We start from the raw sequence: 23,438 nt of genomic DNA, 5'->3' as shown, positions 1-23,438 counted from the left end.
AGGGTTCAGAACTCGGTAGGGCGAATCAGCCCCACCGCGATGCCTTCCAGTGCGAACTCCGCACTGCCGGCCTGAACGAAGATGTTTTCGTAATCGGGGTTCTCGGCGATCAGCTCGATGCCATTCGGCCGGCGCTTCAGACGCTTGACCGTGACGTCGTCGCCCAGGCGCGCAACGATGATCTGGCCGTCTTTCGCTTCGCTTTTCTTCTGCACGGCGAGCAGGTCGCCGTCGAAAATGCCCGCGTCCCGCATGGACAGCCCGCGCACCTTCAGCAGGTAGTCCGGCTTGCTCGAGAAGAGCGCCGGGTCACAGGCGTAGTGCTGCGAGATGTGCTCCTGCGCGAGGATCGGACTGCCTGCGGCCACCCGGCCGACCAGCGGCAGCGATAACTGCATGATGCTGGGATGCGGCAGCGTGAACTGATGCGGCGCATCGTCCTGATCGGACAGCAGCAGCCGGATGCCGCGCGAAGCGCCTGCCGCGAGCTCGATCACGCCCTTGCGGGCGAGCGCGCGCAGATGCTCTTCTGCCGAGTTGGCCGAACTGAAGCCCAGTTCGGCGGCGATCTCCGCGCGGGTGGGCGGAAAGCCGGTGCGTTCGATGGCCCGGCGGATCAGGTCGAAAACCTCTTGCTGTCGTGCGGTGAGTTTGGTCATAGCGCCACTGTATGGATAGACAGGTGACTGTATTTTTATACAGTATCGAGCGCAATTCAAGCTTTACTTTAAGTTCGTGACCCTGGGTGCCGCTCCAGTGCCGCTGACGGGCGCTTTGGCAGTCGTTTGCACGCCACAGCACCGCGTCCGGCTGTCATTACCACTTTTGGGTATTAAAGAATAAGGAAACATTATTTTTAATGATGAAAGCGGTTCGATAGACTGGCCTCCACGCTGGCGCCGGCAAAGGCGCGGCGCATAACGGACAACACACAGCACACCACATCGGACGCAAGGCGTCTGAACCAACCACAACGCGGAGAAGGTGGATGATCGATCAGGGCACGGGGTTCGCAGGCAAGACCAGAAAACTCATCGCGGCATGCGCGTTCGGCGCAGCCGCGCTGCTTGGCGTCGCGGCGCAAGCCCATGCCGCGGATACCACGCTCCTGAACGTGTCCTACGACCCGACCCGCGAGCTCTATCAGCAGGTCAACGACGCGTTCGGCAAGCAATGGAAGGCCCAGACCGGCGAGAGCGTGACCTTCAAGCAGTCGCACGGCGGCTCGGGCGCCCAGGCGCGCTCGGTGCTCGACGGGCTGCAGGCGGACGTGGTGACGCTGGCGCTCGCCTACGACATCGACGCGCTCGCCAACAAGGGCCTCGTCGACAAGAACTGGCAAAAGCGTCTGCCGGATAACGCCTCGCCGTACACCTCGACCATCGTGTTCCTCGTGCGCAAGGGCAATCCGAAGCACATCAAGGACTGGGACGATCTGGTGAAGCCGGGCGTGTCGATTGTCACGCCGAATCCGAAGACCTCCGGCGGCGCGCGCTGGAACTATCTGGCAGCGTGGGCCTACGCCGAGCATCAGCCGGGCGGCAACGACCAGAAGGCGAAGGACTTTGTCTCGAAGCTCTACAAGAATGCCGGCGTGCTCGATTCGGGGGCGCGCGGCGCGACCACGAGCTTCGTGCAGCGCGGTATCGGCGATGTATTGATTGCCTGGGAAAACGAAGCGTTTCTTTCGGTGAAGGAATTCGGCCCGGACAAGTTCGAGATCGTGGTGCCGTCGGTGAGCATTCTGGCCGAGCCGCCGGTGGCGGTGGTCGACAAGGTGGTGGACAAGCACGGCACGCGCAAGCTGGCCGAGGCCTATCTGAACTTCCTGTATAGCGAGCAGGGCCAGGAGATCGCGGCTGAGAACTTCTACCGGCCACGTTCGGACAAGGTGCCGGCTGCGCTGACGGCGAAGTTTCCGAAGCTGAAGCTGTACACGGTGGACGATACGTTCGGCGGCTGGGCCAATGCGCAAAAGACGCACTTTGCGGATGGCGGCGTGTTCGATTCGATCTACTCGCCGCAGTAACAAAAACGGCGCAACGTGGCGGATGTGCGCCTGAAGCCGGCGCCACGGATTTCACCCTGACAGAGCATCCAGCATGACGACGTTGACCTTCCGCAAGCCAAGCGCGCTGCCTGGCTTCGGCCTGACACTCGGCATCACGGTGGCCTATCTGAGCCTCGTGGTGCTGATTCCGCTTGCGGCGACCTTTCTCAAGACGGCCTCGCTCAACTGGAGCCAGTTCGTGCATGCGGTGGCCGCGCCGCGTGTGCTGGCGTCGTACCGGCTGACGTTTTTCTCGGCGCTCGGCGGCGCGCTGATCAATGCGGTGTTCGGTTTCCTGGTCGCGTGGGTGCTGGTGCGTTACACGTTTCCGTTCAAGCGCCTCGTCGACGCGGTGGTCGATCTGCCGTTTGCGTTGCCTACCTCGGTGGCGGGGATTTCGCTCGCGGCGGTCTATGCGGGCAACGGCTGGATTGGCCAGTTTCTCGAACCGCTCGGGATCAAGGTCGCCTTCACGCCGGCCGGCGTGCTGGTTGCGTTGACCTTCATCGGCTTGCCGTTTGTGGTGCGCACGGTGCAACCGGTGCTCGAAGAGTTCGAGCGCGAGCAGGAAGAGGCGGCCGCGTGCCTCGGCGCGTCGCGCTGGCTGACGTTTCGCCGCGTGGTGCTGCCCGCCGTGGTGCCGGCGCTGCTGACCGGTTTCGCGCTGGCCTTCGCGCGGGCGTTGGGCGAGTATGGCTCGGTGATCTTCATTGCCGGCAACGTGCCGATGAAATCGGAGATCACGTCGCTGCTCATCATCACCAAGCTGGAACAGTACGACTACGCCGGCGCGACGGCGCTGGCGGTGGTGATGCTGATCGTGTCGTTCCTCATGCTGCTCGCGATCAATACGCTGCAGTGGTATCTGCAGCGGCGTACGCGCCGCGGCGCGGCAGCGGGCGCGCCGTCCGGCGCGGTGGCGGCCAGTGTGCCCGGGGGTGTGCAATGAGCCACGATTCGGCCGCTCTGCCGTCCGCCTCGCGCGGAGCCGCGAACGCCGCGGCCCGGCGCTCCGATCCTGTCACTGAGCCGCGCCTCGTGCGCTGGCTGCTGACGGGCATTGCGCTGCTGTTTCTCGCGCTGTTCCTGGTGGTGCCGCTGGTGGCGGTGTTCTATCAGGCGCTCAGCAAGGGCATCGGCTTTTATCTCGATGCGCTGGCCGATCCGGACGCGGTTTCCGCAATCAAGCTGACGCTGCTGACGGCGGCGATTGCGGTGCCGCTGAACCTGGCGTTCGGGCTGGCCGCGTCGTGGTGTATCGCCAAGTTCGAGTTCAAGGGCAAGGCGCTGTTGACCACGCTGATCGATCTGCCATTTTCGGTGTCGCCGGTGATCTCCGGGTTAGTGTACGTGCTGATGTTCGGCGCGCAAGGCTGGTTCGGCCCGTGGCTGCAGGATCACGACGTGCAGATCATTTTCGCGGTGCCGGGCATCGTGCTGGCGACGATCTTCGTCACCTTCCCGTTTGTGGCGCGCGAGCTGATTCCGCTGATGCAGGCGCAGGGCAACGACGAGGAAGAAGCCGCTCATGTGCTCGGCGCTTCCGGCTGGCAGACGTTTCGCCGCGTCACCTTGCCGAACGTCAAGTGGGGGCTGCTGTACGGCGTGATTCTCTGCAACGCGCGGGCGATGGGAGAGTTCGGCGCGGTGTCGGTGGTGTCCGGCCATATTCGCGGCCAGACGGACACGATTCCGCTGCACGTCGAGATTCTCTACAACGAATATAACTTTTCGGCGGCGTTTGCCGTGGCTTCATTGCTCGCGCTGCTGGCGCTCGTCACGCTCGGGTTGAAGCTGCTCGCCGAGCGGCATCTGTCAGCCGAACTGGCGCAAGCGCGCGAGCTTCCTGCGCACGCCGGTCCCGCTATCGCACAGCCGCCCGCGGGGCGTGCACCGGCGCAGCAGCCGATCCGTTAAGCAATCAGTGGCATGGGGCCTGGGTCAGTGCGCGAAGCAGCGCCAGACCGGGTCGACAAGGGAGTAATCAATGGGCATCACCGTTCGTAACCTGCAAAAGCGCTTTGGCGATTTCACCGCGCTCGATGACGTCTCGCTCGACTTCCCGCCGGGCGAACTGGTTGCGCTGCTCGGGCCGTCGGGCTGTGGCAAGACCACGCTGCTGCGCGTGATTGCGGGTCTGGAATTTGCGGACTCCGGCCAGGTCGTGCTGCAAGGACAGGACGTCGCAACCGTAGGCGCACGCGAGCGCCAGGTCGGCTTCGTGTTCCAGCATTACGCGCTGTTCCGGCACATGAGCGTGTTCGAGAACGTCGCCTTCGGCCTGCGCGTCAAGCCGCGCAAGGAGCGGCCCTCGGAGGCCGTGATCCGCGAGAAGGTGCATGAACTGCTCAAGCTCGTGCAACTGGACTGGCTCGCGCAACGCTATCCGTCGGAGCTTTCGGGCGGCCAGCGCCAACGCATTGCGCTCGCTCGCGCGCTGGCGGTCGAACCGAAGGTGCTGCTGCTCGATGAGCCGTTCGGCGCGCTGGACGCCAAGGTCCGCAAGGAACTACGCGGCTGGCTGCGCCGCTTGCATGACGATCTGCATATTTCGACGATTTTCGTCACGCACGACCAGGAAGAGGCGCTGGAAGTCGCGGACCGCATTGTCGTGCTCAACCGCGGTCACGTCGAGCAGGTGGGCAGCCCGCAGGACGTGTACGACCATCCGCAGACCTCGTTTGTCTACGAGTTTCTCGGCGCGGCCAACCGCCTGCACGGCAAGCTTGACCGCAACGGCTTCGTGGTGGAAGGCGCCGCCTTGCCGGTGGCCGCCACGGCGGGTTTCGAAGGTCCGGCTTTCGCCTATGTACGGCCGCATGACCTGCAGCTTTATCCGCAGCACGCCGGTCATCGCGAAGGCATCGTGGTGGATGTGCGGCGCGTCGTGACGCTGGGCGGCTCGGTGCGCGTCGAGCTGGCGGGGCGCGAGGGCAGCGTGCTCGAGGCGGAGCTTGACCGCGAAGCGTGGCGCGCGCTGCAACTGAATATCGGCGACGGCGTGACGGCGGTGCCGCGTGCCTTGCGCGTGTTCCCGGCGCATTGAGCGCGCGCGGACTAACGATTACCCTATCACTTCACTCTGGCCGAACCGGAGACACACAGATGAACTTTCAGCAACTGCGCTTCGTGCGCGAGGCCGTGCGCCAGAACATGAACCTGACCGAAGTCGCGAACGTGCTGTACACGTCGCAGTCGGGGGTGTCGAAACAGATCAAGGACCTCGAGGACGAACTCGGCGTCGATATTTTCATTCGCCGCGGCAAGCGCCTCACCGGGCTGACCGAGCCGGGCAAGGCGGTGCACCAGTTGATCGAGCGGATGCTGCTCGACGCCGAAAACCTGCGCCGGGTGGCGCGTCAGTATGCGGACCAGGACAGCGGCCACCTGGTGGTCGCCACCACGCACACGCAGGCGCGCTACGCGCTGCCCAAGGTGATCCGCCAGTTCACCGAGGTGTTCCCGAAGGTGCATCTGGCGCTGCGCCAGGGTAGCCCGCAACAGATCGCGCAGATGATTATCAATGGCGAAGCGGATATCGGCATTTCGACCGAAGCGCTCGACCGCTTTCCGGACATCGTCACGTTCCCGTGCTATTCGTGGCACCACATCGTGGTCGTGCCGAAGGACCATCCGCTGGTGGGCCGCGAGAACCTGACCCTCGACGAAATCGCCGAGTTTCCGATCGTGACCTACGATCAGGATTTCACGGGTCGCTCGCATATCGACCAGGCGTTTGCGAAGGCGGGCGCGTTGCCCGACGTGGTGCTGACCGCGATCGATGCGGACGTCATCAAGACCTATGTCGAACTCGGCATGGGGATCGGCGTGGTGGCGGCCATGGCCTACGACCCGAAGCGCGATACCGAACTGGTTGCGCTCGACACGCAGCATCTGTTCGAGGCGAGCACGACCCGCGTCGGCTTGCGCAAGGGTGCGTTCCTGCGCGCCTATGCGTATCGTCTGCTGGAAATGTTCGCACCGCAACTGAAGGAAGCCGAGATCGCCGCGCAGTTGCGCGAAGTGGCTTAAGAGCGGCTCGATATTCGCGTTTCAACGCATGGCGGCGAGCGGCGCATCGCTTACAATCGCCGCCATGAATACTTCGACTTCCTCCTCCTCCGGCGCAACGGGCGCCGGTTCCACGGGCGCTGCGGCCACGCAGGCGCAGGCACTGCCGCGCATTGCGGTGCTGGCGACGGGCGGCACGATTGCCGGTTCCGCCGCCGATGTCACCAATACCTCCGGCTATCAGGCCGGGGTGGTCGGCGTCGACCGCCTGCTCGAAGCCGTCCCGGCGCTCTCTACCGTCGCGCAGATTCAGCCTGAGCAGATTGCCAGCGTCGACAGCAAGGACATGGCGCTGGCGCTGTGGACGACGCTTGCGCAACGCGTCAACGCCTTGCTGGCGAGCGACGACATCGACGGCGTGGTGATCACGCACGGCACCGACACGCTCGAAGAAACCGCCTATCTGCTGCATCTGACGGTAAAGGGCAGCAAGCCGGTCGTGCTGACGGCCGCGATGCGGCCCGCGTCGGCGCTGTCCGCCGACGGCCCGCTGAACCTGCTCAATGCCGTGACCGTCGCGGCGAGCGCTGCGGCGCACGGGCAGGGCGTGCTGGTGGCGTTCAACAACCGCATTCATAGTGCGCGCGATGTGGTCAAGACCAGCACCTATGCCGTCGATGCGTTCCAGTCGCCGGAAGTCGGCGCGCTGGGCTGGGTGCAGGACGGCCGGGTGGAATTCCAGCGCAAGGTGGTGCGCCCGCATACCGTCGAGACGGAATTCGTGATTGGCGCGCAGTGGCCGAATGTGGAGATCGTGACGAGCTATGCCGGGGCATCGCGGCTCGGCGTGGATGCGCTGGTGGCGGCAGGCGTGCGCGGCATTGTCGTAGCCGGCACCGGCAACGGCTCGATTCACGCCTCCGTGCAACAGGCGCTCGCCGATGCGGCGGCCCAGGGCGTGGCGGTGGTGCGCTCGTCGCGCGTCGGTTCGGGGCATGTGATGCGTAACGGCGCCGCGCCCGATGATGCGCTAGGCTTTGTCACGGCGGGGTCGCTCAATCCATACAAGGCGCGCGTGCTGCTGATGCTGGCGCTCGCGGGCGGCCACTCGGGGCCGGTGGCGCTGCAGAAGATCTTCGACACCTACTGACCGGCACGAGGTACAGCCGGGCTCAACAAGAGCGGCACGGCATCGATCGCGCCGCGTACGACCTGTGCAATAACGCGTTACGCAATGAAACACGCGGCGATGCGAGCTGACTGCCCGCACCGCCGCGTTGTTGTTTGTGTGACATCAATACCTAAAATCCGACAGCCGGACACCCGACGACGACGTCTGACCGACCAAGGCTTCCCCGACGTCGCCGGGCGCCGCTGCGGACCCCACTTGCCGCTCTCAGCCCAGAGCGGCACGATTTGCCCGGTGCGTTACGCGTGCCGCGCAATGCACCGGACGCCCCACCTGCCGGTTGCCGTGACATCCACGTCAACCGATGTTGCTGCCAGAGACTGCCTGAAGCGTTACGCGGCCTTGGCCTCCGTGCCGGGCGCCTGAGCCACTTCGAAGTTCGCCATGATTTCCAGCGCGCGCACCATGGCCGAGTGATCCCACGCCTTGCCGCCGTTTGCTGCGCAGACGCTGAACAGTTGCTGCGCGCTGGCGGTGTGCGGCAGGGCGATGCCCAGCTTGCGGGCGCCGTCGAGCGCGAGGTTCAGGTCCTTCTGGTGCAGCTCGATGCGGAAGCCCGGATTGAAGGTGCGCTTGGTCATACGCTCGCCGTGCACTTCGAGAATCCGCGACGACGCGAAGCCACCCATCAGCGCACGGCGGACGCGCTCCGGGTCGGCGCCCGAACGCGCGGCGAACAGCAGCGCTTCGGCCACGGCTTCGATGTTCAGCGCGACGATGATCTGGTTTGCGACCTTGCAGGTCTGGCCCGCACCGTTATCGCCGATCAGCGAGATGTTCTTGCCCATCAGTTCGAACAGCGGCTTGGCGAGCGCGAAGGCTTTTTCCGGACCGCCCACCATGATCGTCAGCGACGCTTCACGCGCGCCGACTTCGCCGCCCGAGACCGGCGCGTCGAGGTAGTCCGCGCCCAGCGCGTTGATCTTCTTTGCGAACGCCTGCGTGTCGAGCGGCGAGATCGAGCTCATGTCGATCACCAGCTTGCCGGCGGTGAGGCCGAGAGCGACGCCGTCGTCGGCGAACAGAACATTGGCCACGTCCGGCGTGTCCGGCACCATGATGATGACGATGTCAGCGGCTTGTGCAACGGCGGTCGAATTGGCAACCACCGTGGTTGTCTTGCTGAGGTCTTCCGGCACCGGGTACGCGCCGTTCACGAACAGCGAGTGGCCGCCCTTGATGAGGTTGCGCGCCATATGCGCGCCCATGATGCCGAGGCCGATAAAACCAATCTTTGCCATGTGTCTATGTCTCCAGTGGGTTGGGGTAGAGGGTCGGTGCGGTCAGGCGGCCACGTGCGCCGCGCCGCGTGCCTGGCCGGCTACGCGCTGCACCCAGTCCAGACCTTCCGTGGTGGTCGTGCGCGGCTTGTATTCGCAGCCGATATAGCCGTCATAGCCGAGCGAGTCGAGCAGGTTGAACAGGAACGGGTAGTTGATTTCGCCTGTGCCCGGCTCATTGCGGCCCGGGTTGTCTGCGAGCTGGATATGCGCGATCGACGCCAGGTTTTTCCTGATGGTGGCGGCGAGTTCGCCTTCCATCCGTTGCATGTGATAGATGTCGTACTGCAGGAACAGATTGTCCGAGCCGACCGCGCGGATCACATCGAGCCCCTCGGACGAGCGGTTCAGTGCGAAGCCCGGAATGTCGTACGAGTTGCACGGCTCGACCAGCAGCTTGATGCCTTCCTGCTTCAGTGCGGCCGAAGCGAAGCGCAGGTTGTCGACCATCGTCGCGTGGGCGCGGCCGGCGTCGACGCCCGGGCCGGGAATGCCGACGAGGCAGTTCAGTTGCGGTACTTTCAGGGCCTTCGCGTATTCGATGGCGCGGCCGACGCCTTCCTGGAACTCGCCGACGCGATCCGGCAGGCAGGCAATACCGCGTTCGCCGGCTTCCCAGTTGCCCGCGGGCAGGTTGTGCAGCACCAGCTTCAGGCGGTTCTGCTGCAGGCGCTCGGCAAGTTCAGCGGCCTGATACGGGTATGGGAAGAGGAATTCGACGGCGTTAAAGCCCGCGTCCGCTGCCGCTGCGAAGCGGTCGAGGAACGGGACTTCGTTGAACAGCATGGTGAGATTGGCTGCAAATTTCGGCATGGTGCTGGGGTCTCGCTGGTCGGTCAATGAAACAACTTCGATCAGGCGGGCGGGCGTGAATCACGCGCCGCACCGCCCGACCGGTCAGGTCAAACTGAGGAGGTAACTGGCGAGGCTCAGTCGAGCGCGCTGATGGCGCTCGGTGCATCTTCGCGCTTCGCAGCCAGTTCTTCGAACTCGTTGACGGCGTCGATTTCGGTGCCCATCGAGATGTTCGTCACACGCTCGAGAATCACTTCGACGATCACCGGCACGTTGAACTCGGAGAGCATCGACTGCGCCTTTTGCAGGGCCGGCTTCAGGTCTTCCGGCTTGAACACGCGGATCGCCTTGCAGCCGAGGCCCTCGGCGACCGCGACATGATCCACGCCATAGCCGTTCACTTCCGGCGCGTTGATGTTGTCGAACGCGAGCTGCACGCAGTAGTCCATATCGAACGCGCGCTGCGCCTGGCGGATCAGCCCGAGGTACGAGTTGTTCACCACCACATGCACGTACGGCAGCTTGAATTGCGCGCCGACTGCGAGCTCTTCGATCATGAACTGGAAGTCGTAGTCGCCGGAGAGCGCGACGATCGGACGCTGCGGGTCCGCGGCGCGCACGCCGAGCGCAGCCGGAATCGTCCAGCCGAGCGGGCCCGCCTGGCCGCAGTTGATCCAGTTGCGCGCCTTGTAGACGTGCAGGAACTGCGCGCCGGCGATCTGCGACAAGCCGATCGTGCTCACGTAGCAGGTATCGCGGCCGAACACCTGGTTCATCTCTTCGTACACGCGCTGCGGCTTGATCGGCACGTTGTCGAAGTGCGTCTTGCGCTGCAGCGTGCGCTTGCGTTGCTGGCAGTCCGCGACCCATGCGCCGCGGTCCTTCAGCTTGCCGGCGGCTTTCCATTCCCTCGCCACTTCGACGAACAGTTCGAGCGCGGCTTTCGCGTCCGAGACGATGCCGAGGTCCGGCCCGAACACGCGGCCGATCTGCGTCGGCTCGATGTCCACATGCACGAACTTACGGCCCTTGGTATAGACCTCGACGCTGCCCGTGTGACGGTTGGCCCAGCGGTTGCCGATGCCGAGCACGAAGTCGGAGGCGAGCAGGGTCGCGTTCCCGTAGCGGTGCGACGTCTGCAGTCCGACCATGCCGGCCATCAGCGGGTGATCGTCGGGAATCGCGCCCCACGACATCAGCGTCGGAATCACCGGCACGCCGAGCGTCTCGGCGAATTCGACCAGCAGGTCTTCCGCTGCGGCATTCAGCACGCCGCCGCCGGAGACGATCAACGGCTTCTCAGCGTCGTTGAGCAGGGTGAGCGCGGCTTCGATCTGCTTGCGCGTCGCCTTCGGCTTGTAGACCGGCAGCGGCTCATAGGTGTCGATATCGAATTCGATTTCGGCGAGCTGCACGTCGATCGGCAGATCGATCAGCACCGGACCCGGACGGCCCGAGCGCATCAGGTGAAATGCCTGCTGGAAGGCGCGCGGCACCAGCGCCGGTTCGCGCACGGTGACGGCCCACTTGGTGACGGGCTTGGCGATCGATTCGATATCGACGGCCTGGAAGTCTTCCTTGTAGAGGCGGGCGCGCGGCGCCTGGCCCGTGATAGCCAGAATAGGAATCGAGTCAGCCTGAGCGGAGTACAAACCGGTGATCATGTCGGTGCCGGCGGGGCCGGACGTGCCGATACACACGCCGATGTTGCCCGGCTGGGCGCGCGTATAGCCCTCGGCCATGTGCGATGCGCCTTCGACGTGACGCGCCAGCACGTGGCTGATGTTGCCGGCTTTACGCATGGCCGAGTAGAACGGGTTGATGGCGGCGCCCGGCACACCGAAGGCGGTGTCGATACCTTCTTTTTCGAGCACCAGCACGGCTGCGTCGACGGCTCTCATCTTGGCCATGAATGTCTCCTGAATGTCTATGAATGCGGATCAAGGGGGTTGAGGGCCACTTTAGGCCTGACCCAAAGGTTTGATAAGATCAGTCCGGGTCGCTTATTTCGAAACAAAAAGTATGGGATGGTGGCAGCGGTAAGACAGGCAGGAGACAACAATGGACCGCTTCAAACAGATCGAAACCTTTGTGCGCGTGGCCGATGCCGGCAGTCTGGCCGCGGCGGCGCTGGAAGAGGGCGTGTCACCGGTGATCCTCGGGCGGCGCATCGACGCGCTGGAAAAGCGTCTCGGCGTCAAGCTGATGTACCGCTCGACGCGGCGTCTGGTGGTCAGCGAAGAGGGCGCGGCGTTTCTGGAGCGCTGCCGCGGCTTGCTGACGGAATGGGATCAGGCGGAAAACGAGCTCGCAGCGGGCCGCCGCGCGGTGAGCGGGCACCTGATCGTCTCCGCGCCGGCGGCATTTGGGCGCAAACACGTCGCGCCGCTCGCGCCCGCGTTTCTCGCCGACAAGCCGGAATTGCAGGTGTCGTTCAACCTGACCGACCGGGTGGTGGATCTGGTGCGCGAAGGCTATGACCTGTCGATTCGCATCGGCGGCGCGGTCGATCCGAATTTCGTGGCCGTGAAACTGGCCTCGAACCGGCGCGTGGTGTGCGGTACACCGGAATACTTTCGCAAGTACGGTAAGCCGAAGACGCTCGAAGACCTGCCGCAGCACAACTGCCTCGCCTTCAACCTGCAAGGGGGCCAGAACCGCGGCTGGTACTTCCGGCGCAACGGCAAGCTGGCGACGGTGCGGGTGGGCGGCACGCTCGACTGCAACGACGGCGAGCTGCTGCACCGCTGGGTGTCGGAAGGGCTGGGCCTCGGCTGGCGCTCGACCTGGGAAATCCAGCAGCAGCTTGCACGCGGCGAGCTGGAGACGGTGCTCGATGACTTCGCGCTGCCTGATTACGATATTCTCGCGGTCTATCCGCAGCAGCGTTACGTGCCGGCCAAGGTGCGCTACTTCATCGACTATCTGAAAGAGGTGTACGCGAGCGCGGATTACTGGAATCGCGCCACGTATTAGCGGCACCGGCACCGGCACCGGCCGTACCCGGGGTTCCGGGGCCCTAAATCCTTGAAAATACACCCGAATCAGGCGCTGGATTAACGGGATGTATTGCAACCCGGCCCCAATCGGGCTATACTCTCCGGCTTCTCACTTGCCACACCGGTACCGACGCCCGGGTGGCTTCTATCCAAAAGTCAGCACAAGGAGTGTGTATGCGTCATTATGAAATCGTCTTTATCGTGCATCCCGATCAGAGCGAGCAAGTGCCCGCCATGATCGAGCGCTACAAGAGCACGATCACCTCGCACGGTGGCCAGATCCACCGTATCGAAGACTGGGGCCGTCGCCAACTGGCCTACATGATCGAGAAACTCGCGAAGGCTCACTACGTCTGCATGAACATCGAATGCGACCAGACCACGCTCGACGAGCTGGAACACGCATTCAAGTTCAACGACGCCGTTCTGCGTCACCTGATCGTCAAGCAGAAGAAGGCCGAAACCGGCCCGTCGCCGATGATGAAGGAAGTGCAGCGCGAAGAAGCCAAGAAGGCAGCTGCTACGCAGCCGTCCGAAGCGCAGGCTTAAGACACATTATTTAAGCTACCAGGTTAAGCGTCGCTCTCGTGAACCGGCTGCAACTCACAGCCAGCGTCGTTGAACGCGAACCGGTGCGGTATACCCCCGCCGGCGTTCCGATCGCAAGCTGCACGTTGCAACACCGCACCGAAGTCGTCGAAGCCGGCATTGCCCGGCAGGTTGAACTGACGATGCCCGCGGTGGCGGCCGGCGAGGCGAGCGGCAAGCTGGAAAGCTGTGCGATGGGCGTCGAAACGCTCTTCACCGGCTTCCTGGCAAAGAAAAGCCGCAACGCGAGAACCCTGGTATTTCACATCACAGCATTGCAGGACATTGGAAAGGACTGAACATGCCCCGCCCGACTGGTAAGAAATTCGACAAGCGTCGTCAGCAACAAAACCCGCTCTTCAAGCGCAAGAAGTTCTGCCGTTTCACGGCAGCCGGTGTCGAACAGATCGACTACAAGGACATCGAAACGCTGAAGGACTTCATCGGCGAGAACGGCAAGATCACGCCGGCGCGTCTCACGGGTACGAAGTCGCACTATCAACGCCAGCTGGACACGGCAATCAAGCGCGCACGTTTCCTCGCGCTGATGCCGTACACCGACCAGCACAAGGCCTAACCCGACGACGCGACAAGGAGCATCAGAATGCAAGTTATTCTTCTGGAAAAAGTCGTCAACCTGGGCAACCTGGGCGACATCGTCAAGGTGAAGGACGGTTACGCACGTAACTTCCTGATCCCGAACAAGCACGCACGTCGCGCAACGAAGGACGCAATCGCTGAATTCGAAGTCCGCCGCGCAGAACTGGAAAAGATCGCTGCTGAAAAGCTGGCGGCTGCTCAGGCTCAAGGCGAAAAGCTGGCAGGCTCGACGGTTCAGATCGGCCAGAAGGCCGGTGTCGACGGCCGTCTGTTCGGCTCGGTGACGAACGCTGACATCGCTGAAGCGCTGGTCAAGCAAGGCTTCGCAGTGGAAAAGGCGCAAGTGCGCCTGCCGGAAGGCCCGCTGAAGATGGTCGGCGACCACGCAGTGCAAATCTCGCTGCACACCGACGTTCTCGTCGATGTGACGGTGTCGGTGCTGGGCGAACACGTCTAAGCCGACTGCGTCCTAGCAGCAAAGCAGTATTTGCCAGGTAGTCTGACTGGCGAAAGGCAGGGGCCGGGTGACCGGCCCCTGCCTTTTTTGTCGGCCGATTTTAGTTTTGCCGCGGCCACGCGTTTTGGTTTCCTGCCGCCCGCATTTGCCCGATAATTCCATCCCATGAACGCACCGTCCAAAGATCCCCAGCTCGAGTCGCTAAAAGTCCCGCCGCATTCGATCGAGGCCGAGCAATCGGTGCTGGGCGGCCTGCTGCTCGACAACGCCGCATGGGACCGCATCGCCGACTTCCTGGCGCAGAGCGATTTCTACCGCTACGACCACCGGATCATCTTCGAACACATCGGCAAGCTGATCGCGGCCACGCGTCCGGCCGACGTGATCACGGTCTACGAGGCGCTGGGCACGTCGGGCAAGGCCGAAGAGGTGGGCGGCCTCGCTTACCTGAACGCGCTGGCGCAGAACACGCCGAGCGCGGCCAATATCCGCCGCTATGCGGAAATCGTGCGCGATCGCGCGGTGCTGCGGCGGCTGGTTTCCGTGGCCGACGAAATCTCAGCCGACGCCTTCAATCCGCAGGGCAAGGAAGTCCGCCAGTTGCTGGACGAGGCGGAATCGAAGGTGTTTTCGATCGCCGAGGACGGTGCGCGGGGCACGCAAGGCTTCCTGGAAATCGGGCCGTTGCTGACCCAGGTGGTCGAGCGGATCGATACGCTGTATCACACCGCCAATCCGAGCGACGTGACCGGCACGCCGACCGGCTTTGTCGACCTCGACCGGATGACCTCCGGCATGCACGGCGGCGAGTTGATTATCGTGGCGGGCCGCCCGTCGATGGGTAAGACGGCGTTTTCGATGAATATCGGCGAGTACGTGGCGGTCGAATACGGCTTGCCGGTTGCGGTGTTCTCGATGGAAATGCCGGGCACCCAGCTCACGATGCGTATGCTCGGCTCGGTCGGGCGGCTCGACCAGCACCGTATGCGTACCGGGCGCCTGACCGACGAGGATTGGCCGAAACTCACCCACGCCGTGCAGAAGATGAGCGAAGCGCAAATCTTCATCGACGAAACCGGCGGCCTGAACCCGATGGAACTGCGCTCGCGGGCGCGCCGCCTGTCGCGCCAGTGCGGCAAGCTGGGCCTGATCATTATCGACTACCTGCAGCTGATGAGCGGTTCGTCGTCGGGCGAAAACCGTGCGACCGAAATCTCGGAAATCTCGCGTTCGCTCAAGGGGCTCGCCAAGGAGCTCGACGTGCCGGTGATCGCGCTGTCGCAGTTGAACCGTGGCCTGGAGCAGCGTCCGAACAAGCGGCCGATCATGTCGGACCTGCGCGAATCGGGCGCTATCGAGCAGGACGCCGACGTGATCCTGTTCATTTACCGGGACGAAGTCTATAACCCGGACAGTCCGGACAAGGGCACGGCGGAAATCATTATCGGTAAACAGCGTAACGGCCCGATTGGACCCGTTCGGCTCACGTTCCATGGTCAATACACGAAGTTCGATAATTTTGCGGGCGCGCAAAACTTCTACAGCGAGTAAAGGGCAATAGGGGAAAATCTCGCAGCGCTGTTGTAACGGCGCTTCCAGGGGCACGACGGCATCCCGGTACCGGTACAATGTTGCGGTTTTATGTCAGCCATGACGTGACCAAAATTCCGGGATTCCAATGTTCGGCCGATTCATGCCCACCGAGGGCAAGTTCTTTGAAATTTTTAACGAGCACGCAAAGTGCATCCTCTCGGCCAGCCACCAACTTGAGCTGCTGATCGACAACCTGCAGGACGCAGAGACGCATAAGCAGAACGTGCAGCTGGCCGAAAAGGCCGCCGACAAGCTCACGCACGAAGCGATCGACCTGCTGCACAAGACCTTCATCACGCCGCTCGACCGCGACGAAATCCACAAGCTGATCACCACGATGGACGACATCCTCGATCTGATGGAGGACGTTGCCACCGCTATTTCCCTGTATGACGTGCAGTCCGTGACGTCCGAAGCGAGCCAGTTGGCGCATATCTGCACGGCGGCCACGGAGCGCGTGCAGCACGCCGTCAGCCTGCTGTCCGACATGAAGCAGGCCAGCCAGATCCTGAGGGCTTGCGAAGACATCGACCGTCTCGAATCGGAAGCCGACCGCGTGCTGCGCTCGGCCATGTCGAAGCTGTTCCGCGAGGAGGACAACGTCAAGACGCTGATCAAGCTGAAGGCGATCTACGAGCTGCTCGAAACCATCACCGACAAATGTGAGGACGTGGCGAACATCATCGAAGGCATCGTGCTGGAAAACGCCTGATGCAATCGATACAACTCGCCATCTGGGTGGTCGCCACCCTGGTCGCCGTGTCGCTGGTGTTCGACTTCATGAACGGTTTCCACGACGCGGCGAATTCGATCGCCACGGTCGTCTCGACCGGCGTCCTCAAGCCGCAGCAGGCTGTGGCCTTTGCGGCGGCGTTCAACGTCATCGCTTATTTTGTGTTTCACCTGAAGGTGGCGCAGACGGTGGGCAAGGGCACGATCGATCCGGCCATCGTCGATCACTATGTGATTTTCGGCGCGCTGGTCGGCGCGATCGGCTGGAACATCGTCACGTGGCACTACGGCATTCCGTCGAGCTCGTCGCATGCGCTGATCGGCGGACTCGTGGGTGCGGCGCTCGCAAAGTCGGGCTGGCATTCGCTCAACTTCGACGGGCTGATGAAGACCGTCGCGTTCATCTTCATTTCGCCGCTGCTCGGCTTCGTGCTCGGCTCGTTCTTCATGCTGGCGGTCTCGTGGATCTACTTCCGCACTCCGCCCAGCAAGGTCGACGGACGCTTCCGCCGCTTGCAGCTGATTTCGGCCGGCATGTATAGCCTTGGGCACGGCGGCAACGATGCGCAGAAAACCATCGGCATCATCTGGATGCTGCTGATTGCCACCGGGTATGCGTCGTCGCTTGCTGACGCGCCGCCGCTGTGGGTGATCGGCGCCTGCTATCTGTCGATGGGCCTCGGCACGCTGTTCGGCGGCTGGCGCATCGTGCGCACGATGGGGCAGAAAATCACGAAGCTCAAGCCGGTCGGCGGCTTTTGCGCGGAATCGGGCGGGGCGATCACGCTGTTTATCGCGTCGTTCCTCGGTATCCCGGTGTCCACCACGCATACGATTACCGGCGCGATTGTCGGCGTCGGAGCGACGCAGAAACTCAGCGCAGTGCGCTGGGGCGTGGCCGGCAATATCGTCTGGGCGTGGATTCTGACGATCCCCGCCTCCGCAGTGCTCGCCGCCGCGGGCTGGTGGTTCGGCCACCGCTTCCTGTAATTCGCCGTTCCCCTTCCTTGCGAGGCGGGCGCGCCACGCTCAAATGAGCGGCGCGCGGCCCCCGTCCATCGGGATGATCGCACCGGTCACATAACTCGCCCGGCGGCTCGCCAGAAACAGCGCGACGTCGGCGATTTCCTCAGGCTTCGCGTAACGGCCAAGCGGCACCTGCGCCAGGTTGCGCGCCAGTACCTCCGCCGTATCCACACCTTGCTGGGCGGCTTCCAGTTTCAGCGCTTCCTCGACGCGCTCAGTCAAGGCCGGCCCCGGATTGATCGCATTGATGCGGATGCCGTAGCGCCCGTAGTAATGGGCGAGGCCGACCGTCGCCAGCATCAAGGCGGCGTTGGCGGCGCCGCCTGCGATATGGATATCGCTCGCCACCTTGCCGCCCATGCCGACGATGTTGACGATCGTGCCGGGCTCGGCGCTGGGGTTTGCTTTCGCGCGTTCCGCCATCCGGCGCAGCACTTCCTGCTGCGGATAAATGTACGGAAAGTACTTGCTCTCCATGGTTGCGCGGAAGGCGGCGGCATCCAGGGTTTCCGGGTCATAGCGGCGGGCGCCGCCGGCGCTGTTGACCAGCACGTCGATGGGGCCCAGCGCGGAGCTGACTTCCTCGACGATATCGGCCGCGCCGTGCGGCTCGTGCAGGTCGGCACGCGTGAGATGCACGTGCAGCCCCTCGCTTGCCAGTTGCTCGCGGGCGCGGGCTAGATTGGCCGGATCGCGCGAGACGATCGCGATCCGGGCGCCCTCCAGCGCGAAGGCTCGCGCACAGGCGAGGCCGATTCCCTTGCTGCCGCCCGTGACCAGCACCACTTTGTCTTTCAGTCCAAGTTCCATGGTGAGCACCCGCCGTCTGAGGAATATCGAAGACGATAGCAGATAGCTTGGTCGTGCGTGTTTGGCGGGCCGGATGGTTGGCTGCCCGAAGCAGAGACTCGCTACGCCCTGTCAGATGCCGTCAGAAGTTGCCGTTGGCGAAGTGCGCGATCGGATCGTCGCTGGACTGCGTGGGGGCGGGGACACCGCGTGAACCGGTCGAGGCGCGAATGATCTGCACGCCGTTCGCTGAACCAGCGGAACTGGTGGCGCCTGCCTGCTGTTCCTGGCGAACAGCGACGGAGGCGGGCGGTGGTGGTTCGAAGGCGTCGGCTGCGGCGTCGATCGGGTCCTCTGCGTGCGCGACACTGGCGGGTACGGCGGAGCGCACCGGCGCGTATGCCGTGGAAGCGGGTGCGGTCATCGCCTCTGCGTTGGCTTGCGACCGTTCGGCAGGAGGAACCGTAGCCGGTGCAACGGAACCCGCCTCACGCGCCTGCATTTGCGCGGCGCTCATGGCCGGAGGCGGCGGCTCGAAGGCATCGGCCGGAGCAGCAGCCGGCTCGACAGCCGGCTGGGCGGCGCCTGCCGTCAGCGGGGCGCGCGTCGTGGCTGCAAAGCGTTGCGGCTGCTGCTGTTGCAACGGCGCTTCAGCAGGCGCTGCCGCATAGGCCGGTTGCGGCTCCGCTGCCAGTTGGGCAGGGATCACGGCTGCACCCGCATAAGATGCTTGCGGCGCCGCCGGCACCCCCTTCTCCGGCGGGCTCGACGCCTGATAGGTCGGCGCCTCGAACGGCGTCGGCGCGTGGGTCGGCGCGGCGACCCGGCGAATGCCGTCGAAGTGTTTGGCCCAATAGGGATTGGTCAGGTAATCGATCCGCACCGTGCCGCCGGTCGACGGCGCATTGACGAAGCGCAGCTTGCCGACGTAAATACCGACGTGCGAATGCGGGCGTCCGGTGGTGTTGAAGAAGATCAGATCGCCGGGCGCGACTTCATCCGGCTCGATTGACTCGCCGCTCCCGCTCATGTCCGCAGTCGTGCGCGGCAGATTCACCGAGGCCGCGCGCGCCACCACATAGCGAACCAGGCCGCTGCAATCGAAGCCGCTATCGGGCGTATTGCCACCCCAACGGTAGGGAATGCCGACAAGGCTCATCGCCTGAATGGAGATTTCTTCGCGTCCGACGCTGTGATCGACGAAGTTCGGGAAGCCGGGTGGGGTGGTGCGATAGGCGCCGCTGCTGGACGCATATGAAGAGCCACTTGGGCCGCGCGAAACCCGCTGCGGCGCGCTGGAACAGGCGGCAAGCAGCAGGAGAACCAGCAGCGAAAACCCAAGTCGGCGCATACAGACAAGGCGAGCGTAAACACTCGCTTAAAGCGGGCGATGTCGCGATGGTAGCCGGTCCACCGTAGCCTGAGCAAGCAAAGTTGATAAATTACTTGAAGTTTACGCGCTAAATGTTGTTTGGCCGGGACGCAAACGCCGGGCGTTCCGGCTTTTTCAAGGCCGGCAAACACGCTAAAGCACAGACAAAAAAAAGCCGCGCCTGGCGTGACCCGGGCGCGGCTTTTGAACGACTCAGCGGTTAAAAAACGCGTCTTACAGAATATCGGACGCGTAATCGGCAAGGCGTGAACGCTCGCCGCGCGCCAGCGTCACGTGCCCGCTGTGCGCCCAGCCCTTGAAGCGGTCCACGACGTAGGTCAGACCCGAGCTGCCTTCCGTCAGGTACGGCGTATCGATCTGCGCGATATTGCCCAGACAGATGATCTTCGTGCCCGGACCGGCGCGCGTCACCAGCGTCTTCATCTGCTTGGGCGTCAGGTTCTGCGCCTCGTCGATGATCAGGTACTTGTCGACGAAGGTCCGGCCGCGCATGAAGTTCATGCTCTTGATCTTCAGGCGCGAGCGGATCAGTTCCTGGGTCGCTGCGCGCCCCCATTCGCCCGCTGCATCGTCGGTTTTCTGCAGGACTTCGAGGTTGTCGTCGAATGCACCCATCCACGGCTGCATCTTTTCCTCTTCCGTACCCGGCAGGAAGCCGATGTCCTCTCCGACCGGCACGGTCGCCCGCGTCACGATGATCTCGTTGTAGCGCTTGTCGTCGAGCACCTGCGCGAGACCCGCCGCCAGCGCGACGAGCGTCTTGCCGGTACCGGCCTGGCCAAGCAGCGTGACGAAATCGATCTCCGGATTCATCAGCAGGTTGAGCGCGAAATTCTGCTCGCGATTGCGCGCTGTGATGCCCCACACGTTGTTCTTGTGGTGGCCGTAGTCGCGCAAGGTTTGCAGCAACGCGGTCTTGCCGTTCAGCTCGCGCACCAGCGCGTGGAACGCCGGCTCGCCGTTCTGCGGCTCCAGATAGACGAACTCGTTGACCAGCATCGAGGCGCACAGCGGTCCGGTCACACGGTAATACGTGGTGCCCGTCTTGGTGTCCTGCCAGCTCTCCATGCCCTTGGCGTGCTTGGTCCAGAAGTCCTGCGGCAGGGCGCGGATACCGGAATAGAGCAGGTCCTTGTCTTCGAGAACCTGGTCGTTGAAGTAGTCTTCAGCGGGCAGGCCCAGCGCGTGCGCCTTGATGCGCATGTTGATGTCTTTCGACACCAGCACGACCTGGCGGTCGGTGCGGTCGCGCTGCAAGGCGCGCACCACGCCGAGAATCTGGTTGTCCGCCTTGCCTTGCGGCAGGCCTTCAACCGGCTCGATATCCGTCAGCTTGGTCTGGAAATACAGGCGTCCGGCGGCTTCGCGGCTGCCCAGGCGCGACAGCGAAATGCCGTCCGCCATGTTGCCGCCGTTGGCGACCAGCGCGTCCAGCGTGCGGCTCACCTGACGCGCGTTACGCGCGACTTCCGACATGCCCTTCTTGTGGTTGTCGAGTTCTTCCAACGTCATCATCGGCAGATAGACGTCGTGTTCCTCGAAACGGAACAGGCAGGTCGGATCGTGCATCAGCACGTTGGTGTCGAGCACGAACAGCTTGCGGATGTCGACCTGATCGGCCGAGCCGCTGCGCTTTTTGGCGCTGCCGCGGGCGGTTGCAGCGGGGGTAGCCGCGGGGCTGCTGGCCGGCTGCTTGCCGGCGCGCGCCACGACCGGTTCGGCGCTGGCCGGTTGGGCGGGCTCGGCACGAGCCGGTTCCTGACGGGCGGCAGGCGTGGGCACCGGCTGCAGCAACGCGGCGGTCTGCTTGCTTTTGCGGCTGCGCGTGGGAGCAGCCTTCTCGACGGAGTCGGAAGGAGAAGAGGCTGGAACCGGCCGCAGGGTAGTGGCGGCATTGGCCGCGCGCGCCATGGGTGTGGCGACGCTGGCCTGGCCGAAATCGGCCGACTCTGCTTGCTCCCCTTCGACCGCCTGTTTTCGGGCGGAGCGGGCCGGCGTGGCTTTGGCCTTGTATTCGTCAGCCGGTAAGAGATTGCCGAGCTTGCTGGGTGCGGTAGGCAAAGGCATGGTTTCCCTCAAAAAAATCGGGTCACATATCGTGCGCCGCCTGTCGCATTCTGCCGGTGGGCCGGATAGGTCCACGCAGTTTGCGCCCGGAGGCGCGCTTTCGGTCTAGAAATGCCGGTTCGCCTGGTTTTCGATCGGCTCCTTGACGAGAGCGCGTGGCCGAAGAAATGAACGGCTTCGCGCAATTAAAAAAGCCGCCGCCCCGGCAAACGGGGCAAGCGGCTCGACTTCGGTCATCGCGTTGCGCCTCACTGCCTCAACCACAGAGGCGTGATATGCGGCGCAGCCGCGGAAAGAATGGGGTGGACAGGCACTCATTGCAGCCCAATATAACGCGCCTCACAGCGCTTGTACAGCCTCCAGAATTTCATCGACATGACCTGGTACTTTCACGCCGCGCCACTCCTGGCGCAGGACGCCCTCGCTGTCGATGACAAACGTGGATCGTTCGATTCCCCGTACTTCTTTGCCATACATTTTCTTCATTTTGATGACGTTAAAGAGCGCGCAGAGCTTTTCTTCCGCATCGGAGATCAGCGGGAAGGGCAGTTCGAGTTTCGCCCTGAAATTGTCATGCGAGCGCAGGCTGTCGCGCGAGACGCCGAGAATCTCGGCGCCGGCCTTCTTGAACTTCGGATACAGGTCGCGGAACTGCAGACCTTCGGTCGTGCAGCCTGGCGTGTTGTCCTTCGGGTAGAAATACAGCACCACCTTCTTGCCCCGAAGGCTGGACAGCGTGATGTCGCCACCGGTTGCGGGGGCGGTAAAGTCGGGGACGGGTTGGTCGACTGCGATGGGCACGTGGTTCTCCGGTTGTTATGGCCGGTGGCGCCGCCTTGCAGCGGCATCGCCGGACCTGGCATCGAGGCTGGGGGGAGGTGACCGGTACGCGCGAGGCGCGGGCCAGCCGGAAGCCAGTTAGCAGGGTGACGGTTGGTCAGGCCGAAACCACTGCGGCAGTCTCACGACGGCTGGATGATCAGTTCGCCGGAGCGGCCAGGAATTTCACCCCAGGTGACAGGGTACGATGGCAGCGTGTCGCGGTCCAGCGCGGCGTGATAGTCGCCCATGGTCGCAAACGTGTGGCCTTGTGCGCGCCAGCCTTCGAGCAGTTGTTCGAACACCGGCGCGAGCTTTTGTCCTTCGAGTTCTGCGTGCAGCGTGAACACCTGGTCGTGCGGATTGTTCTCGGTGCGCTTGAGCATCCTCGCGGCAACGTTGCCCAGATCGACACCGTCGACGCCGAGCACTTCGTCGAGCGTGGGCAGCGTGGTGGGCATCTGCACATGCGAAAGCGTCTTGCCGTCCACCACCGGGAAATACGGCGAATGACCGCGCCCGTCGGACGCGTAGTGCATGCCCCACGCGTCGATCTGCTCGAACGCATGGCCGTTCATCTGCCAGCCCGCGGCGCCGTGCGTGACGGGCGGCGCGCCGAAGATCTCGATGAAACGCTCGTGGCTCGCCTGCATCTGCGCGACGGTCCAGTCGCGCGCGCGGTGACGCACGTTGTCCTGCCAGTACACATGGTCCCACGTGTGGATGCCGCATTCGAAGCCGGCTTCGTGAATCGCGCGCATCTCGGACGCCGCCCGCGCGCCGATATCCGGCCCCGGCAGCAGCACGCCGTACATCAACTGCCTGATGCCGTAATGCTCGACCACCGAGGTACGCGACACCTTCTGCAGGAACCCGGGCCGCAGCACGCGGCGCATCGCCCAGCCGGTGTGGTCGGGCCCGAGGCTGAACAGGAAGGTGGCGCGCGCCTTGAAGCGGTCGAAGATGCGGGCGAGGTTCGGCACGCCTTCGCGGGTGCCGCGCAGCGTGTCGACGTCGATCTTCAGAACGATACGAGGCAAGACGGGCGCC

General features: G+C 63.8%; 24 protein-coding genes. 14 read left to right on the top strand and 10 right to left on the bottom strand.

Going from position 1 to position 23,438, the window contains the following annotated elements:
- Positions 1-5: 5 nt before the first annotated feature.
- Positions 6-659 (bottom strand): transcriptional repressor LexA, encoded by a 654-nt coding sequence (lexA, locus tag FFS45_RS30085; protein ID WP_137958277.1) that lies wholly within the window; start codon positions 657-659, stop codon positions 6-8.
- A 329-nt stretch (positions 660-988) separates the two neighbouring features.
- On the opposite strand from lexA, the gene FFS45_RS30080 reads away from it, so the two are divergent.
- The 6 genes from FFS45_RS30080 to FFS45_RS30055 all read left to right on the top strand — a co-directional run bounded on the left by FFS45_RS30080 (position 989) and on the right by FFS45_RS30055 (position 7,211).
- A complete protein-coding gene (locus FFS45_RS30080) occupies positions 989-2,029 on the top strand; it encodes a sulfate ABC transporter substrate-binding protein (protein WP_137958276.1) in 1,041 nt (346 codons plus the stop codon).
- 73 nt (positions 2,030-2,102) lie between these two features.
- Positions 2,103-2,999, top strand: coding sequence for a sulfate ABC transporter permease subunit CysT (gene cysT / locus FFS45_RS30075; protein WP_137958275.1), 897 nt, complete (start codon positions 2,103-2,105; stop codon positions 2,997-2,999).
- Positions 2,996-3,967: a sulfate ABC transporter permease subunit CysW gene (cysW, locus tag FFS45_RS30070; RefSeq protein ID WP_137958274.1), complete on the top strand. Its 972-nt coding sequence runs from the start codon at positions 2,996-2,998 to the stop codon at positions 3,965-3,967. Before cysT ends, cysW begins: the two co-directional genes overlap by 4 nt.
- Before the next feature lie 70 nt (positions 3,968-4,037).
- On the top strand, positions 4,038-5,096 hold the full coding sequence (locus FFS45_RS30065) for a sulfate ABC transporter ATP-binding protein (protein WP_137958273.1): 1,059 nt from the start codon (positions 4,038-4,040) through the stop codon (positions 5,094-5,096).
- Between the two features lie 59 nt (positions 5,097-5,155).
- Complete coding sequence (locus tag FFS45_RS30060) at positions 5,156-6,082, top strand: CysB family HTH-type transcriptional regulator (protein ID WP_137958272.1); 927 nt, start codon at positions 5,156-5,158, stop codon at positions 6,080-6,082.
- A 28-nt stretch (positions 6,083-6,110) separates the two neighbouring features.
- Positions 6,111-7,211, top strand: coding sequence for an asparaginase (locus tag FFS45_RS30055; RefSeq protein WP_137958271.1), 1,101 nt, complete (start codon positions 6,111-6,113; stop codon positions 7,209-7,211).
- Positions 7,212-7,582: 371 nt separating this feature from the next.
- Here FFS45_RS30055 and FFS45_RS30050 read toward each other — a convergent pair whose 3' ends face one another.
- From FFS45_RS30050 to gcl, 3 genes are all read right to left on the bottom strand, one after another.
- A complete protein-coding gene (locus FFS45_RS30050; RefSeq protein ID WP_137958270.1) occupies positions 7,583-8,491 on the bottom strand; it encodes a 2-hydroxy-3-oxopropionate reductase in 909 nt (302 codons plus the stop codon).
- Positions 8,492-8,533: 42 nt separating this feature from the next.
- Positions 8,534-9,343, bottom strand: a complete 810-nt coding sequence (gene otnI / locus FFS45_RS30045) for a 2-oxo-tetronate isomerase (protein ID WP_137958269.1) — start codon at positions 9,341-9,343, stop codon at positions 8,534-8,536.
- Between the two features lie 116 nt (positions 9,344-9,459).
- Positions 9,460-11,235 carry a glyoxylate carboligase gene (gene gcl / locus FFS45_RS30040; RefSeq protein ID WP_137958268.1) on the bottom strand — a complete coding sequence of 592 codons (1,776 nt, stop codon included), beginning with the start codon at positions 11,233-11,235 and terminating at the stop codon, positions 9,460-9,462.
- Between the two features lie 151 nt (positions 11,236-11,386).
- Here gcl and FFS45_RS30035 point away from each other — a divergent pair, with 151 nt between their 5' ends.
- From FFS45_RS30035 to FFS45_RS30000, 8 genes are all read left to right on the top strand, one after another.
- Positions 11,387-12,301: a substrate binding domain-containing protein gene (locus tag FFS45_RS30035; protein ID WP_137958267.1), complete on the top strand. Its 915-nt coding sequence runs from the start codon at positions 11,387-11,389 to the stop codon at positions 12,299-12,301.
- A gap of 197 nt (positions 12,302-12,498) precedes the next feature.
- A complete protein-coding gene (gene rpsF / locus FFS45_RS30030; protein WP_137958266.1) occupies positions 12,499-12,873 on the top strand; it encodes a 30S ribosomal protein S6 in 375 nt (124 codons plus the stop codon).
- Between the two features lie 38 nt (positions 12,874-12,911).
- Entirely contained in the window at positions 12,912-13,211 is a 300-nt protein-coding gene (gene priB / locus FFS45_RS30025; protein WP_074264855.1) for a primosomal replication protein N, read from the top strand.
- Between the two features lie 2 nt (positions 13,212-13,213).
- The gene (gene rpsR, locus FFS45_RS30020) at positions 13,214-13,489 is read left to right on the top strand and encodes a 30S ribosomal protein S18 (RefSeq protein ID WP_075157349.1); all 276 of its coding nucleotides are present in this window, start codon (positions 13,214-13,216) and stop codon (positions 13,487-13,489) included.
- A gap of 27 nt (positions 13,490-13,516) precedes the next feature.
- Positions 13,517-13,969, top strand: a complete 453-nt coding sequence (gene rplI / locus FFS45_RS30015) for a 50S ribosomal protein L9 (protein WP_137958265.1) — start codon at positions 13,517-13,519, stop codon at positions 13,967-13,969.
- A 165-nt stretch (positions 13,970-14,134) separates the two neighbouring features.
- Entirely contained in the window at positions 14,135-15,520 is a 1,386-nt protein-coding gene (locus tag FFS45_RS30010) for a replicative DNA helicase (RefSeq protein WP_137958264.1), read from the top strand.
- A 127-nt stretch (positions 15,521-15,647) separates the two neighbouring features.
- Entirely contained in the window at positions 15,648-16,274 is a 627-nt protein-coding gene (locus FFS45_RS30005; RefSeq protein WP_137958263.1) for a DUF47 domain-containing protein, read from the top strand.
- Positions 16,274-17,284 carry an inorganic phosphate transporter gene (locus FFS45_RS30000; protein WP_137958262.1) on the top strand — a complete coding sequence of 337 codons (1,011 nt, stop codon included), beginning with the start codon at positions 16,274-16,276 and terminating at the stop codon, positions 17,282-17,284. The genes FFS45_RS30005 and FFS45_RS30000 overlap by 1 nt, the downstream gene beginning before the upstream one ends.
- Before the next feature lie 39 nt (positions 17,285-17,323).
- Here FFS45_RS30000 and FFS45_RS29995 read toward each other — a convergent pair whose 3' ends face one another.
- From FFS45_RS29995 to FFS45_RS29975, 6 genes are all read right to left on the bottom strand, one after another.
- A complete protein-coding gene (locus FFS45_RS29995) occupies positions 17,324-18,130 on the bottom strand; it encodes an SDR family oxidoreductase (RefSeq protein ID WP_137958261.1) in 807 nt (268 codons plus the stop codon).
- 121 nt (positions 18,131-18,251) lie between these two features.
- Positions 18,252-19,460 (bottom strand): C40 family peptidase, encoded by a 1,209-nt coding sequence (locus FFS45_RS29990; protein WP_137958260.1) that lies wholly within the window; start codon positions 19,458-19,460, stop codon positions 18,252-18,254.
- A gap of 255 nt (positions 19,461-19,715) precedes the next feature.
- Positions 19,716-21,569: a PhoH family protein gene (locus FFS45_RS29985; RefSeq protein ID WP_137958259.1), complete on the bottom strand. Its 1,854-nt coding sequence runs from the start codon at positions 21,567-21,569 to the stop codon at positions 19,716-19,718.
- Positions 21,570-21,674: 105 nt separating this feature from the next.
- Entirely contained in the window at positions 21,675-21,806 is a 132-nt protein-coding gene (locus tag FFS45_RS42795; protein ID WP_279607915.1) for a hypothetical protein, read from the bottom strand.
- Positions 21,807-21,908: 102 nt separating this feature from the next.
- The gene (locus FFS45_RS29980; protein ID WP_137958258.1) at positions 21,909-22,370 is read right to left on the bottom strand and encodes a peroxiredoxin; all 462 of its coding nucleotides are present in this window, start codon (positions 22,368-22,370) and stop codon (positions 21,909-21,911) included.
- Between the two features lie 161 nt (positions 22,371-22,531).
- Complete coding sequence (locus tag FFS45_RS29975; RefSeq protein WP_137958257.1) at positions 22,532-23,428, bottom strand: polysaccharide deacetylase family protein; 897 nt, start codon at positions 23,426-23,428, stop codon at positions 22,532-22,534.
- Positions 23,429-23,438 lie beyond the last annotated feature (10 nt).

Origin of the sequence: Burkholderia sp. 4M9327F10, assembly GCF_005503145.1 — a bacterium.
GTDB lineage: Bacteria > Pseudomonadota > Gammaproteobacteria > Burkholderiales > Burkholderiaceae > Paraburkholderia.
Note: the sequence above shows the minus strand (reverse complement) of the source record. Positions and strands in the feature narration are given on the sequence as shown.